Below are 14,643 nucleotides of genomic sequence, written 5' to 3'. Positions count from 1 at the left end.
CGGGAACTGGCCTAAACGCCGGCGAGTTCCGCAGCGGCCGGCTGCTGGCGGCCCTGGGCCACCTGGCTGCGGCCGAGCGGATAGCCGGCGGTCTTGGGCAAGATGCGGCCGCGGAGGTAGTCCTGGTTGCTGGCCGTCACACTGAGGCCGTCGCCGCCGTAGTGCTCGGTGCACAGGATGCCTTGGAAGCCGACCGAGAGGGCGATCCGGAAGGCCTCCCGGTAGTTGATCAGGCCACTTTCCATCGGCGCCGGCATCGCGACGTACATGTCGCGGGCGAGGTTTTCGTCGCGGATGTAGTTCTTCATGTGCCAGTAGTTGGAGTACGGGAGTGTTTTGGCAACCATCTCCCGCCAGTCCTCGATCGGGCGGTGCACGCGGATCAGGTTGCCGAGGTCCGGGTTGAGGCCGACGTTATCCAGTCCGATGTCCTGCACCAGCTGCACCGATGAGTCTGCGGTGCCCAGGTAGGTGTCTTCATACATTTCAAGCGAGAGCAGGAGGCCCGCGTCGGCGGCGTGCCGGCCCAGTTCACGCAGGCGGGTGACGGCTTTGGCCCAGGTCTCTTTGTCGCCCACCGGGTCCTTGTGCCCTTCGACTGTCCAGAACCACAGTTGTTTCTGCTGTTCGGCGGTGAGCGCCTGGTGGAGTCCAAACGAGACCACCTCGCAGCCAAGCTCGGCGGCAGCGTCGATGGTTCGGTGGCTGTAGGCCAGGTTCGCTTCCCAGTTCCGCTCCTCGATGACACTGCGGCGGATGGCGGAGATGACGGGAATGCCGATGCCGACGTTGTCGGCGGTCTGCTTGAACTCGGCGAGGCGGGTGGGGCTCAGGTCGCCGGGGCGGACCCAGCTGTCGGTGAGGTCCGCGTTGGTGAAACCAGCGTCCTTGACTTCCTGCAGTACCGCGGCCCACGCCGTTGCCTCAGCGTCGTTGATCGGGGTTCCCGCGGCGTCAACGCCAGGGAACTGCAGCAACGCTGCCGTGATGGGCCAGTTTTCGGCTGTATAGGCCATGGGTTCACTCCTTCGTGGAATCCTGTTTCCTATAGGATTTACTATCAAATGAATGTTGTCAAGGTCACATCCATGATTGCTGGCAACAATCAAAGATCCTATAGGGACAATCCCTGCCTGTGAAGGGGTCAGTTGTGAGGTTCCCTTGGGGGCCGGCTCAGCCGGCGGGCGCGTCCGCGATGGCCCGGCCACGTACCCTGTACACGTGGTCGGACATGGCTGCCGCGGCCCGGTCCGGGTCCCCGGTTGCTAGGGCGTCCAGGACGGACTCGTGTTCGGCGATGGCGTACTCCGCGTCGGTGATGCCCACTCCCCCGAAGAGGCGGAAACGCTGGACCTGCCCGCCAAGCGCCGCATAGGCGGCGACCATAAACTGGTTACCGGTGAACTCCGCTATCAGCCGATGAAACCTCTCGTCCGCCTCCAGATAGTCGCGGTATTCGGCAAACGACGGTCCCCGCGGCGCGGACCTGAGATCAGCGACGGCTCGGCCCAGCTCGGCGAGATGCTCCGGCGTCAGCCTGGCGCAGGCGAGCCGGGCATTGACCGGCTCAATGGCCAGCCTTGCCTCCATCAGTTCCGCGAAGTCCTCTTGGGTAAACACCGGCGCCACACGATAGCCCTTCAGCGCCACCCGGCGCACCATGCCGGTGTGTTCGAGCCGGGCCAGCGCTTCGCGGACCGGAGTGGGGGACACGTCCAGTTCCCGTGCGGTACCGTCGATGCTCACCACGGCCCCCGGTTCCATCCGGCCGTCCATCAGGGACGCCAGGAGTTCCTCGTAGACGTGGTCTGCAAGGACCTGTCGGCTAACGGGTCGGCCTGCGGGTCGGCCCTGAGACAGGTTCCCGGATGAAGCTGGTTGCATGGTCAAATCCTATAGGACTGCGCCGTTCGGATAGGCATGGGCGCTGCGCCCGGACCCACACCGGACATGCCCATCCCTGCTTCCAAGGGCCGACGGGACATGCCCATTCTTGGAGCCCAATCCGGTGGCACATGCCCATTCTTAAACACCAACAGTGGGCAGAATGGCATTCTGCCCACTGTTGGTGATCGCGGAGGGACATGTCCATCGGTCACAGTGATCGAGGAGGGACATGTCCACCCGCGGGAGGTATTCCGGGGGGTGCTGCGGCCCGGGGCCTAGTTCTGGTACGCCGGGTAGTCCGTGTAGCCCTTGGCGCCCTCGCCGTAGAAGGTGGACTGGTCCGGTTCGTTGACCGGGAGCCCTTCCTGCCAGCGGCGGACCAGGTCCGGGTTGGCAATGGCGGGGCGTCCGACGACGACGGCGTCAGCGTGGCCGTCAGCGACCAGCGCGGTGGCTTCCTCCCGGGTGGTGATAACACCGAAGCCCGTGTTCAGCAGGAACGTGCCGCCGAACCGGGTGCGCAGGTCCTGCACCAACTCGCCGGTGGGGTCCTGGTGCAGCACACTGAGGTAGGCGAGCTTCAGCGGGGCCAATGCATCCACGAGGTGGCCGTACGTTGCCTTGATATCGGCGGCGTCAAGCTCCACCGCGCCCTGCACATTGTGCTCGGGTGAGATGCGAATGCCAACCCGGTCGGCACCCACGGCGTCCACCACGGCCCGGGTCACTTCAATCACAAAGCGCGCCCGGTTCGCCGGGGAACCGCCGTAGACGTCGTCGCGCTGGTTGGCGGACGGTGCCAGGAATTCGTGCAGCAGGTAGCCATTGGCGGAGTGCAGTTCCACGCCGTCGAACCCTGCGGCAATGGCCTTGCGGGACGCGGTCACAAACTCCTCGACGATGCCCGGCAGCTCGGCGGCAGTCAGCGCGTGCGGCACCGGATATGCCTTCTTGCCGTCATAGGTGCGGGTCTCGCCGTCGATCGCGATGCTGCTGGGCGCAACCACCTGGTGACCGCCGTTGGTTGCCTCGTGGGTGACCCGGCCGGCATGCATCACCTGGGCGAAGATCCTGCCGCCCTCGGCGTGCACTGCCGAGGTAACGTTGGCCCAGCCCTCAAGCTGCTCGTCTGTCACCAGGCCGGGTTGGCCCGGGAATCCCTGGCCGGCGCGGCTCGGGTAGGTTCCCTCGCTGACGATCAGGCCGAGCGAAGCCCGCTGCCGGTAGTGCTCGACAACCAGCGGCCCGGGGATGCCTTCCTTGCCGGATCGGACACGTGTCAGCGGAGCCATCACGAGCCGGTTGGGCAGTTCGAGCTCACCGAGGGTCATTGGGGAAAACAGCATGCGCAGTTCCTTTCACAAGACGTTGGGGTCTGTAGGCGGCAACTGCACAGCGCCTGCAACTATTCCGGCTGAGACTCGGATCACTAAGGGTGGACGATGATCTTCACCGCAGTGTCGTTGTGATTGATCAGCGTGTCAAAGCCTTGGTCCACCAGATCATCCAGGGCGATTCGACCCGTGATGAAGGGTTTCAGATCGACTTTTCCGTCCTGGACAAGCTTGATCGCAGCCTCATGATCCCCGCAGTAGGCGATGGTGCCGCGCAAGTCGATTTCCTTCAGGACGAGCTTCTGCATATCGACGGTGGCCGGATGCCCCCAAATCGAGACGTTGACAACGACGCCGGCCGGCTTCACGACGTCGAGCATGGTGTCCAGCACGGCATTCACGCCGGCACATTCAAAGGCTGCGTCCGGCCCCGCACCGGCCGTCAGTTCCAGCACCCGCGCCTTGACGTCATCCGAGCTCGGGTCCAGCACATGGTCCGCGACTCCCGAGGACATCGCTTTTTTCCTTCCGGGCCGCCGACAGCTCGGTGACGATCGTTGTGACGCCCAGGCCCTTGAGGACCGCTGCGGTCAGCAGGCCAATCGGGCCCGCACCGCCGACGACGGCGACGTCCCCGGCCTTGACGTCGCCCCTGCCGACGGCGTGATAGGCCACCGCGAGGGGTTCGATGAGGGCGGCTTCGTCCAGCGGGATGTCGCCGACCGGGTGGACCCACCGGGTGTCGACGACGACCTTCTCACTCAGGCCCCCGCCGCCGCCCGCCAAGCCGATGAAGCCGAGTTTGGTGCACAGGTTGTAGTGGCCGCTGAGGCACGGGCCGCATTCGTTGCAGACGATATATGGTTCCACCACCACGCTGTCTCCGACGGCGAGCCCGGTCACACCCTCCCCCAGTTCCTCGATGGTGCCGGAAAATTCGTGCCCCAGGGTGACCGGGGCTTCCTCGTGGGAAATCGGGTGGGGGTGGCCGGGCGGCGGGGTGAAGATCGGCCCTTCCAGGAATTCATGCAGGTCAGTCCCGCAGATCCCGCACCAGGCGACGGCGATCTTCACCGCTCCGGGGCGCAGCTCCGGCTCCGGAATATCTTCGATCCGGAGAACCTCACGGGCATGGAATCGTGCTGCTTTCATGGTGGTTTCCTTCGCATTTCGGGCCGTGGATGCGCCCGGTCAGGCGCATCCACGGCATGTCGTTGGATTGTCACAGCAGGAGGCCGTCACCCCAGTGTGGTTCCCGGGGCTGTGAATGTCACGGCGTGTCCGGGTCAGCGTGTGTGATGCGTGGGCTGACGCTCGAAGACCGGCGTCGGCAGCCCCTCCATCCTGGCCTTGAGCTGAAGGGCCAGGTAGTTGGAATAATGGCGGCTTTGGTGCAGGTTGCCACCGTGGATCCAGAGGTTCTCGACGTTGGTGGGCTTCCACATATTGCGCAGCTCGCCCTCCCACGGGCCGGGGTCCTTGGGCGTATCCGAGCCGAATCCCCAGCACTTGCCGACGGCGTCGGCCACCTCGGGTGAGACCAGGTCGGCGAGCCATCCGTTCATGGAGCCGTATCCGGTGGCGTAAATGATGGCGTCGGCTTCCAGCTCGGTGCCGTTGGCCATTACGACGGCGTTCCCGGTGATCTTCCCGACCTCACCGTTGGCCAGCTTGACCCGGCCGTCGATGATCAGTTGTGAGGCGCCGACGTCGATGTAGTAACCGGAGCCGCGGCGCAGGTATTTCAGGAAAAGTCCGGAGCCGTCGACGCCGAAGTCGAGGTCGAAGCCTGCGGCCTCCAGCTGAGCGTAGAACTCCGCGTCGCGCTCGGCCATCTCCGCGTAGACCGGGATCTGCGCTTCGGGGAGGATCCGGTAAGGCAACGAGGCAAAGAGCAGATCGGCCTTCTCCGTGGTGACGCCGTTGGCCAGTGCCTTTTCGGAGTACAAACCGCCAAGGGCGAGGTCCATGAGCGATTCGCTGCGGGCGATGTGCGTGGAGGAACGCTGCACCATGGTGACGTCCGCGCCGTGTTCCCAGAGGTCGGCGCAGATGTCGTGGGCCGAATTGTTGGAGCCGATGACCACGGCCTTCTTTCCGGTCCAGTCTCCGCCGCCCGGGTGCTTGGAGGAGTGGTACTGCTCCCCCAGGAAGGACTCGGCGCCGTCGAACGCGGGGACGCTGGGGTATCCCGAGACGCCCAGGGCGAAGACGAGCTGCTTGGGGCGCAGGGTGACCGGTTCGCCGTCGCGCACCACCTCCACCACCCATTCCTTCGTGGATTCATCGAAGCGTGCGTTGGTGCATTCGGTCTTGGACCAGTAGTTCAGCTCCATGATCCGGGTGTAGTTTTCCAGCCAGTCGCCGATCTTGTCCTTGGCCGCGAAGACCGGCCAGTCGTCCGGGAACTTGATGTAGGGCAGGTGGTCGTACCAGACCGGGTCGTGGAGGTGGAGGGACTTGTAGCGGTTCCGCCAGGAGTCACCCGCGCGCTCGTTCTTCTCAATGATGATGGTGGGCACGCCGAGCCTGCGCAGCCGGGCCCCCAGCCCGATTCCGCCCTGGCCGCCGCCGATAATGACCGTGTAGGGCTGGTCCTGGTAGCCGAGCCGGGCTTCCTGTTCTTCTTTTAGTTCAAGCCAGGACTTGCGGCCCCTGGTGATCTCGTGGGCGACGCCCTTCTCCCGTTTGGCTCCCTTTTTCTCCTCAAAGCCCTTGAGCTCCTGCATGGTGGTCAGCAGGGTCCAGCACTTGCCGTTCCGGATCCGCAGGTGGGCGTACCCCCGGGCCTGGGCGGTCTCGAAGTTCACCCACGCCTCGGCGTTCGCAGCGTCGCCGGTGGCATCCTCGGCGAGGGTCCAGTTCCTTGGCTGCACGTCGTTCAGTGTCGCATCGAGCATCCGCCGAATGTCCTCTTTGCCCTCGAGGGTTTTGAGGTTCCAGGTGAACGAGACGAAATCGCGCCAGTACGAATCGTCGTCGAATAGTTCCAGCACGGCGTCAATGTTGTGGTTCCGCAGCGCCTCATCGAAGTGCACCAGCCACGTCTCAACCACGCTGTTTGGAGTCTCAGGCATCTTTCCTCTTTCCCTTGCTGACGGCGGGCCGTTCCCCTTGCATAACGTCCAGACCATGCGGTGACCCGCATCACAAGTACAGTTCGCGGGGGGTTACAATCGGGTTACACAGGTCTGCCAAGCTACTGCCCTCCGTCTCCGGCGGCCGGTGGCCTGCCTTGCCTGGACGGGTGCAACGATTCGATGGCGAGTTGGGAGGGTCAGTATGGGGCTAAGCAACAGCTCGATCCTGAACTCCGCGGACCTCAGGTTTTCCGCGCCCGAGGAGTACGCCCGGACGCTCCGGGCGGCACACGAGGCAACCATTTCCGGCGCTCCCGATCCGCGCCTGCCGCCGTCGCTGATTAAATCCTGGCAGCGTTCGCTCGCGCTGGGCATCAACCCGGATCAGCACCGGCCCGTTCACCGGCATGAAGTTTCCGAAGCACGCTCCTTGAGTGCCGGCCACCGGTTGGCGGCGGTTATGCCGGCGCTGTCCCAACTGCTGGCGGATGAGACCGCGACCGGGCGCCATCTGCTGATCGTCACGGACCATGTGGGCGAAGTCTTGTGGCGGATTGGCAGCAGGCAAGCCTTGCGGCTCGCGGACTCCTTGGAGTTTGTCGAGGGCGCCGACTGGTCCGAATCGGGAGTGGGCACCAATGCCATCAGCGAGGCGCTGGTAACGGGGGTTCCGGCGCAACTCTTCTCCGCCGAGCACCTCGTGCGCACGCATCACGACTGGGCCTGCACGGCATCACCGATTCGTGACCCTTTGACTGGGGACGTCCTCGGAGTCTTGGATGTATCCGGTCCATTCGAATCGGTCACGCCGGACAGTCTTCGTCTGGTGCGGTGCGGAGTGCGGCTGGCCGAGGAGCTGTTGAAGTCCGCGACCCCTCCCGCCGGACCGGATCGCGACGCCGGAAGTACGTTAGCGCTGAAGCTGCGACTTCTGGGGGACGCTCCTTCGGCCGCGCTCGACGGCGACACTCTCCGCCCGCTGACACTGCGCCGTGCCGAGATCCTGGCGCTGCTGGCATCCCGCACCCAGGGCTGGAGCGCCGACGAGTTGGCCTACGAAATTCACGGCGATGCCGGTACCGCGGCAGCCATCCGGACCGAGATGCACCGGATCCGCAGCCTCCTGGGCAATGTGGTGGAAGCAAATCCTTACCGTTTTGCAGCCGGCGTCACGGTAGATTCCGATGCTGCACGGGTTGCCCGCCATTTGCGGGCCGGCCGCGTTGCTGCTGCGTTTGCGGCCTATCCGGCCAGATTCCTCAACCGGTCAGCTAACCTCGCCATCGGATTCCTGCGCGACGAACTCAACGAAGCGGTTGGCGCCTCCGTCCGTGCCAGTGGTGATGCGCGCCTTATGCTGCAGTGGTGCTTGAGCGATATGGGCTCCGTCGATACGGCCGCCGCGGCCGCCGCAGCGAAGCTTATGGGCCCGGATGATCCTCGCGGCCAGCTGGTGAACGCCCGGATGGAGCGGATCGACCGGGAACTGCGGGCTTAGGCTGCGCCGGCGCGAAGCTGGCGCAGGCCGAAAGCCTGGCTCACTGCTAAGGAGCAGGCGGCGCGACTCCAGGGCAACCTTGACCCAGCGGGTTACGCAGGCAGTCGTCAGCGTAGTTTCGGGTGATGGAGCGCCAGACGCTGATGGTCTGCGGCGGCGAACTGAATTGTCCTTGGCCCGGGATAGGCAACGGCGGGCCGCCATTGACGGAATACGTGCCCTGGAAATGTGTCGTCAGCACCACGGAAAAGTCGCCGGTTTCCGGGTAGACGTGGCTTGTGGCAGTCTTTTCGCCCCAGCGGTCCTGCGGGAGCGGTCCACCGGCCGAGAGCTGTGGGCCCAGCGAGGTCCCGTCGCCGTAGCCCCAGGTGTATTGGACGGGCTTGGCGAAGACGTGCACCTTCTGGCCCAGAATCGTGATGTCGAACTGCTGCTCCGTCGCATTAGCGAAGAAATTGGTCTCGGCTCCCCGGAGTGTGTGCGGACTCGGTTGGGCCGTGACTGATGCTGGAGCAATTGGCAATTTTTGGAACTCCGCCTGCATCATGGCCGCGATTCGATCCAGCACGTCCGCCGGCTCGTCGTCATAGATGCAGGTCGGTCCGGCAAAGAAACCCCATACCGGAGGATTAAAATCTCTGAGGGATCGATACCAATTCACGCTCCGACCGTTTTCGCCTACAGAACATTCAATGTCAGGCCCGGCGCAGTTTGATCCATCCAAGGTCGGATCATCCCTGCAGACTCGCTTGTGTAAGTAAACATAGGGATCGTCGATGATGCCAATTGCGAATCTCGTCCACACTCCCGAGTGAGGATCCTGATGCCACGAGGAAACTGTGGCTCCATTTTCTTGCCAGTCTCCTTTCACCGCAGAATCTGAAGCATCGGCCCTCGCCTGTTCAGCAACGTGCCCGCCGAAAGAAAGAACCAAAGCAACCACCACAAAAGCCTTCGCAATCATGGATCTCACTTGCTCTTTTCCAAGTGTTCTACAGTTGCAGCCTTCCACTTCCCACTCTCGTAGGTCGCGACCATGATGTCGCCGACCGCAGGACCGGGCTCCGTCTTTTCGTCTAGAGTTTTGTCCGCCCGATAGTAAGACAGCGACTCTTGACGAACTTGGATCAGGACTTGATACTCCGCTCGTCCGGTTTCAACAAACCTGGACTGAACTCCTTCCACGACCAGCTTCCCGCCGGCCAACCATCGTCCTTCTGAATGCCATCCCTGAACAACTTCCCTAACCCGAGCACAGGAGTCGCACGACGGTCCCGAAGCTGCTTCAAGGGCACTGACGTCACCGGCCTCATAGGCGTACGTGACGGTGGAATACCAGTACCGCGCGAACGCCTCTAAGCCTTCCTTCGTCTCCGCTTTCGCAGCATCGGGCAGCACCGGAACGGGTACGTTCTGCGCTCGTCCAGAGGCATCGGCCGGTCGGTAGCTCGCAGTGGGAGTCGGGGTGGGCGTCGGGGTCGGCGGCGGCGGCGCCGTCGGGCTCGAAGACTCCGACGATGCAGTTGCGCCGGGCGTTGTTCCCCCGGCGGTGCAGGCCGTGACCGGCACAAGGGACAACGCGAGCACAACAGCGCAGACGCGCTTGCGGACGAAGAATGAGGTGCGAGATGTCATGGTCAGCTGTTCCCCCGATAGAAATCAAGACGCCTGAAGCCAAACAATGCCTTAAGGGTAACCGACGTCACATTTTGGACGTCCAAGTTATCCACAAGCGTTCGATTGAGGACAGGGGTGGCCCAGACAAGGCGAACGGCAACAGACTACGGAGAGCGTCCGACAGTTTGCCCGGCGCCCGCGGACGGCTGCAAACTCGCGCCCGCTTTCCCCCTTTAGCCCCTAGCGCTTTTCTACCGGAGTCAGAACAATGAACCCATGATGTTCGAACATGCAGACGGAAACCCTATCCTCGTCCTCGATGAGGATCAGAGCTGGAAAATGATTGAGGGCACTCAACACGGCAGGCTTGTTGTCTTCGTGGCCAACGAACCCGATATCTTTCCGGTCAACTATGCCGTGAGCCACCGGAAGCTCTACCTCCGGACGGCGCCCGGCAACAAACTCGCGGAACTGACCATCAATTCCAAGGTCTTGTTCGAAACGGATGGCATCCTCTCCGACGAGGCATGGTCGATTGTTCTTCGCGGAACGGCACGGGTGCTGGACCAGTCCGCCGATATCGCAGCCGCAGAGGCGCTGGGCCTCAAGCCGTGGGTTCCTACCCTGAAGGACTTTTACGTCGAGATCGAACCGACTTCGGTCAGCGGGCGCCATTTCCAGTTCGGCGAACACCCGGAGCGGGAGATCTAGCAACCGCTCGACGCCGGCCAAGACCACCTGGACGCAACCCATGGCGGACAAGCTGACTCCCGAGCAGCGCAGCGCGAACATGTCGCGCATCCGGAGCACAAACACTAAGCCTGAACTACTGGTCCGGAAATTACTCCATGCCAGGGGTTACCGCTACCGACTGCACGGCACCGCCGGTGGCGGCCGGCTGCCGGGCAAGCCGGATCTTGTCTTCGCGAGCCGGCGCAAAGTCATTTTCGTCAACGGCTGCTTCTGGCACTTTCACAACTGCCGGGTCGGGCAGCACGCGCCCAAAACCAATGCGGAGTTCTGGGGCACCAAACGCGAGAGAACGCGGAACCGCGACGTCGAACAACGCCGTCAGCTTGAAAGCTCCGGCTGGGACGTCCTCACCGTCTGGGAGTGTGAACTCAAGGACCTTTCAGTGCTGGAAGAGCAACTCCACGATTTCCTGCAGGCAAGCCACCGCCGCGCGCGCGGTGGCCTCGACGGCGAGAACCGCTGATAGTCAGTCCGCTCCGCGAAGACTGGAAGCCAGGGCGACGACTCCAAAAAAACTTCTTCCAGCTTCACGAGACAGACCGATGTGCCTCAGGTAACATCACTCTCTGGGGGACGAGGACACTACCGGTCCGCGATTACACGTACCAATATCCCCCGGGAGCACCAAATGCCTAAGTTACTGATGTCCACAACATCGCTGCGGACATCAAGCCGGCCGCCGAGGTCATTCCCCGGCTCCCTGCGGCAGGAGTACCGCCGGTCCCCCGAGGTCGACTCCGACCTTGGCCCCCTGCGCCTCCAGGTTTCCGGGATTATTGATTCGATTCTCGCTGACACGAAGCCCGAAGAGGCGGCGGTCCGCGAAAAGCTCCGCTGGCATGTAGCGAACCACCCCGGCCAGCCGGAGAAAGCCCTCTTGAGCCATCTGCTGTCTGTCTCCGTGCAAGCGGAAGCCGGTTAGCAAAGCGCCGGTCAGCGTCCGATACTCGCCTGACGCACCACTTCGCCCCAGGACTGCTGAGCGAGGTCCGCGATGGAGGCCAGGATTTCCGCTGGCGGCTGCGACAGGTCGAGCGGAAACTCCACCACATCGATGTCAGTGTTGAGGATCCGGCGCAGCTTGATCTCCCCCGCCCCCGGGCAGATGAGCCACGCCGTCGGAACCCGCAGCGACGTGCAGTACGCCAGCATCCGGTAGTGGTCCCCGGACAGCGACGCCCCGGCGTCGGCAGCGGCCTGGTACCTGGCGTCGTAGACCATCACCGGGCGTCCGCCAAGCAGGTGGACAGCACCGGGTTGCACCACGATCCGGTCAGAGTCGCGGACGGCCTCATTGAGCAGCGCGTTGTACCGCAGCCGCATCTCCCCCGGGAATGCGGCCATAGCCTCGCGGAGCGCCGTACCCACAAAGTCCTCGAACACCACGGACATATCAACAACAAACGACGCCGACTGTTGGGTACCGTCCCCGGCCTCCGCCGAAGAATGGCGCAGGATGACTTCGGCCAGCCGCAACGCGGACTGGTATCGCGTGTTCATCCGGCTGGCCCGCCACACCGGCAGGGGCGCACCGGACTGCAGGCGGGTCACGGCCGCGAGCTTGCCCTTGAGCTGGCGGAGCCGGCTCAGCACGTCCGGCCGCACACCCGAAACCTGGGACATCCTCTCCAACGCCGCCCGCAGGATACGGTTTTCGGCGATATCCTCGGTGAACTCGTCGTAGGAAACTTCAAGGGGCACCAGCATGCCGGGCCGGCGCGAGATCTGGTCCGACATCCGAATCCGCCCTTTGACCGTCCGGAGCGATTCATCAACATTCAGGTAGCCCTGCAGCACACCTCGGCTGAGCGCCCGGTCCGAGAGCTGGGCGAGCGACTGTGCCAGCGCGCTCCACAGATCCGCCTCTTCCACCGCGGTGACGGTATCCTCCCGGAACCCCTGATCCCCGGCGTAGCCGAGCAGGAACAGCAACCGGGCCAGGCCCAGCCGCTCCTTGGGCCGGACCTCAAGCTGCACCGTCGGGGTGCGCACCGCACCGATCTTCCCTACGGGCTCGATCCGGTAGATGCCCATGCCCATCGGCGAGGACTTGGCCAGGCCGCTGCCATTAATATAGGCCGCGCTGGCCGGGTCAAGCCGTTCCACCACACCGCTGGAAAGCTCGTCCAGGACAACCCTGCGGATCGGCGCGGAACCCGCCACACCGTGGCCTGCCCGGCCGGGCTGGCTAGACGCGCGCAAGGCGGTCAAGGAGCTGGTCAAGTCCGAACCGCTCCTGAAGCTGCGCACGGTTCAGCTGCCCATGGTAATGCTCCTCCAGCAACGGCATCAGCTCATACTTCCAGATCCGCCGCAGGCCCTTGGACGTCTGCGCGGACGGCTTCATAAAATAGGACGGACCGATCATCAGATCCCGGTCCCACTCATCGATGGCGTCATTGAGGGCGTCCATCAGCAGGGCCGGCGTCGTATCCAGGTCCCGGGCTTGCAGGAAACGCAGCAGCGTTCCCTGCACCGGCGCGGTCTCGGGGTGGAGTTCGATGAAGGAGAAGCGGCGGCGAATGGCGGCGTCCATCATCGCAATGGACCGGTCAGCGGTGTTCATGGTGCCGATGATGTAGAGGTTGTCCGGCAGTGTAAAGGGCTCGTTGGGGCTGTACTGCAGGTAAATCCGGTCATCGCGGTATTCGAGCAGGAAATACAGCTCACCGAAAACCTTCGCCAGGTTCGCCCGGTTCATCTCATCGATGATCAGGAAGTACGGCTTGCTCTCGTTTCCCGGCTTCGCGGCTTCCTCGGCGATGCGGCGCAGCGGCCCGGCCACGAGCTTAAAGGACACCTGGCCCTCGTCGGTTTTATCCGGCCTGAAGCCCTCAAAAAAGTCCTCATAGGCGTACGAAGGGTGGAACTGCACCAGCTTGACGCGTTCATCGGTGGTGTCGCCGGCGAGCTGGGCGGCAAGGTGCTTGGCCAGATACGTCTTGCCGGTTCCGGGCGGCCCGTACAGCACCAACTGGCGGTTCTCCTCCAGCAGTTCGGCGATCTCCTGCAGCGGCTCCAGGTCCATGTGCAGCGACTGAGCGAACTCCGGCGTCAGCGGGCGGAACCCTTCACAGGCAGGTTCGACGACGGCGGCCGGTTCTACACCCTCGCTTGGCCCGGCTTCCGCTTCAGCGGGCAGCAGTACCTCCAGCGCCTGGATGACTCGGGTGATGTCGACGACGATCCCGGAGGTGGCGAGTTGCCGCTGAACATGACGGGGCAGTTCGGTCATGGTGTGTGCCTCGTCGAACCAGCGGACCTTCCGGCCCAGCCGGCGGTTGTCGTCACGGTGCTCAGGTTCACCGAGGACGACCCCCAACCGCACAGTGCCCGAGCTCTGATACAGGGCCAGGTCGCCGGGCTTCATCACCCCCAAAAAGGCGAAGACGGCGGTCTTGGTGTCTTCCCGTTCAACGTAGCCGAGGTGCTTGTAGTCCTCGTCGACGGCGTGCTGGACCAGCCCGGCGGTAACACCGGGGTCCAGCAGCCGCAGGTGCTCAACATCGAGCGTGATCGATTCCTCGGCCTGCCAGCTGCTGAGCAGCTCGGCGTTATCGTGGTGGGTGCGCAGCAGCCAGGCCCGGCGCCCGGGGTCACCAACCTTGCGCCACTGGCTCACCAGCTGCCGGGAGTACCAGTCGATCCGTTGGCCGGCCTGTTCGTCGAGGTGCAGGCGGATCCGGTGGATGTCCGCGGAGATCTCCTCGTCGCTCTCGCCCTTCGCCCCACCTACGAGGGACGCGAAGGCATCACGGATCTCCTGGCGTTCGACGTCGGCCACAACTGGTTCGAAGTAGCTGGGCCAGACCAGGAATTCGATGCTGCGGCGGATGGCCGGCTGGTCATCGGGTGTGCCGGCAACCAGCTGGTGGAAGGCCAACGGGTCCTTCACCGCGGCCGCAACTTCACCGGCAGGACGCCGGGCAACATGCTGAACCAGCCGGCACAGCCAGCTCAGGTGGTCCCAGATGGTCCAGTTGAATTCCGCGGTGCGGTCCCGGATGACGCCATGGTCCGTCATGCCCGCGTACAACTCGATTGGCAGTTCCAGGGGCGGCTCCAGCCAGGTAGCCGCTTCGGCCACCCGCGCCCTTTTGACCTTGAGGGATTTCACCTCATGTGCCAACGGCAGGGACTGTAGGAAGAGCAGTTCGACGGCCAATTGCTTGGCACCCCGGGAGGCGTCCTGCAGGTTCTGCCGCAGGTTGGTCATCATGGGCGCCTTGGGATCCGGGACCCCGCGCTCAAGGCGACCCAGCAACTCCGTGGCCGCCGGCACCGACCATGTTTTGGTGCGGCCGTCCAGGGCAGACGCTTTGCCCAGCAACCCCGGCCCCAGCACAAACCAGGCCGCATCTTCGATCTCCTTGGAGATGCCGAGGGCGCGGTGCATGGCAGGCTTTTTGGCTGGGGTCATGCCTTCAATTTACAGGCTTAAGCTGAACGCCGGCATCATCGGGGAGCCCGAAAG

12 protein-coding genes and 1 pseudogene are annotated in these 14,643 nt (G+C 63.9%); 4 read left to right on the top strand and 9 right to left on the bottom strand.

Annotated elements, in window-relative coordinates; genetic code table 11:
* Positions 1 to 11 precede the first annotated feature (11 nt).
* The 5 genes and pseudogenes from QK287_RS11425 to QK287_RS11405 form a co-directional block, all read right to left on the bottom strand.
* Complete coding sequence (locus QK287_RS11425) at positions 12 to 1,016, bottom strand: sugar phosphate isomerase/epimerase family protein (protein WP_282360108.1); 1,005 nt, start codon at positions 1,014 to 1,016, stop codon at positions 12 to 14.
* A gap of 157 nt (positions 1,017 to 1,173) precedes the next feature.
* Positions 1,174 to 1,884 carry a GntR family transcriptional regulator gene (locus tag QK287_RS11420; RefSeq protein WP_226776441.1) on the bottom strand — a complete coding sequence of 237 codons (711 nt, stop codon included), beginning with the start codon at positions 1,882 to 1,884 and terminating at the stop codon, positions 1,174 to 1,176.
* A gap of 278 nt (positions 1,885 to 2,162) precedes the next feature.
* Positions 2,163 to 3,233 (bottom strand): alkene reductase, encoded by a 1,071-nt coding sequence (locus QK287_RS11415; RefSeq protein ID WP_282360106.1) that lies wholly within the window; start codon positions 3,231 to 3,233, stop codon positions 2,163 to 2,165.
* Between the two features lie 83 nt (positions 3,234 to 3,316).
* Positions 3,317 to 4,373, bottom strand: a pseudogene (locus tag QK287_RS11410) (2,3-butanediol dehydrogenase).
* A gap of 134 nt (positions 4,374 to 4,507) precedes the next feature.
* A complete protein-coding gene (locus tag QK287_RS11405; protein WP_282360105.1) occupies positions 4,508 to 6,298 on the bottom strand; it encodes an NAD(P)/FAD-dependent oxidoreductase in 1,791 nt (596 codons plus the stop codon).
* 205 nt (positions 6,299 to 6,503) lie between these two features.
* On the opposite strand from QK287_RS11405, the gene QK287_RS11400 reads away from it, so the two are divergent.
* The gene (locus QK287_RS11400) at positions 6,504 to 7,799 is read left to right on the top strand and encodes a GAF domain-containing protein (RefSeq protein ID WP_282360104.1); all 1,296 of its coding nucleotides are present in this window, start codon (positions 6,504 to 6,506) and stop codon (positions 7,797 to 7,799) included.
* 46 nt (positions 7,800 to 7,845) lie between these two features.
* Here QK287_RS11400 and QK287_RS11395 read toward each other — a convergent pair whose 3' ends face one another.
* Together QK287_RS11395 and QK287_RS11390 are read right to left on the bottom strand one after the other, a co-directional pair.
* Positions 7,846 to 8,763: a hypothetical protein gene (locus QK287_RS11395; RefSeq protein ID WP_282360103.1), complete on the bottom strand. Its 918-nt coding sequence runs from the start codon at positions 8,761 to 8,763 to the stop codon at positions 7,846 to 7,848.
* A 5-nt stretch (positions 8,764 to 8,768) separates the two neighbouring features.
* Positions 8,769 to 9,434: a DUF6318 family protein gene (locus tag QK287_RS11390; protein ID WP_282360102.1), complete on the bottom strand. Its 666-nt coding sequence runs from the start codon at positions 9,432 to 9,434 to the stop codon at positions 8,769 to 8,771.
* A 258-nt stretch (positions 9,435 to 9,692) separates the two neighbouring features.
* Here QK287_RS11390 and QK287_RS11385 point away from each other — a divergent pair, with 258 nt between their 5' ends.
* The 3 genes from QK287_RS11385 (at position 9,693) to QK287_RS11375 (ending at position 11,091) form a co-directional block, all read left to right on the top strand.
* On the top strand, positions 9,693 to 10,127 hold the full coding sequence (locus tag QK287_RS11385) for a pyridoxamine 5'-phosphate oxidase family protein (RefSeq protein ID WP_226776434.1): 435 nt from the start codon (positions 9,693 to 9,695) through the stop codon (positions 10,125 to 10,127).
* A gap of 40 nt (positions 10,128 to 10,167) precedes the next feature.
* On the top strand, positions 10,168 to 10,632 hold the full coding sequence (locus QK287_RS11380; protein ID WP_226776433.1) for a very short patch repair endonuclease: 465 nt from the start codon (positions 10,168 to 10,170) through the stop codon (positions 10,630 to 10,632).
* A 165-nt stretch (positions 10,633 to 10,797) separates the two neighbouring features.
* Positions 10,798 to 11,091, top strand: coding sequence for a hypothetical protein (locus QK287_RS11375; protein WP_226776432.1), 294 nt, complete (start codon positions 10,798 to 10,800; stop codon positions 11,089 to 11,091).
* 11 nt (positions 11,092 to 11,102) lie between these two features.
* Here the strand turns inward: QK287_RS11375 and QK287_RS11370 are convergent, their stop codons facing one another.
* Both QK287_RS11370 and QK287_RS11365 read right to left on the bottom strand, forming a co-directional pair.
* Entirely contained in the window at positions 11,103 to 12,332 is a 1,230-nt protein-coding gene (locus QK287_RS11370) for a restriction endonuclease (RefSeq protein ID WP_282360196.1), read from the bottom strand.
* A gap of 25 nt (positions 12,333 to 12,357) precedes the next feature.
* On the bottom strand, positions 12,358 to 14,589 hold the full coding sequence (locus QK287_RS11365) for an AAA family ATPase (protein ID WP_282360101.1): 2,232 nt from the start codon (positions 14,587 to 14,589) through the stop codon (positions 12,358 to 12,360).
* Positions 14,590 to 14,643 lie beyond the last annotated feature (54 nt).

The organism is Arthrobacter sp. AL05 (assembly GCF_029960715.1).
GTDB lineage: Bacteria > Actinomycetota > Actinomycetes > Actinomycetales > Micrococcaceae > Arthrobacter.
This window is presented reverse-complemented; position numbering and strand designations above follow the sequence as displayed.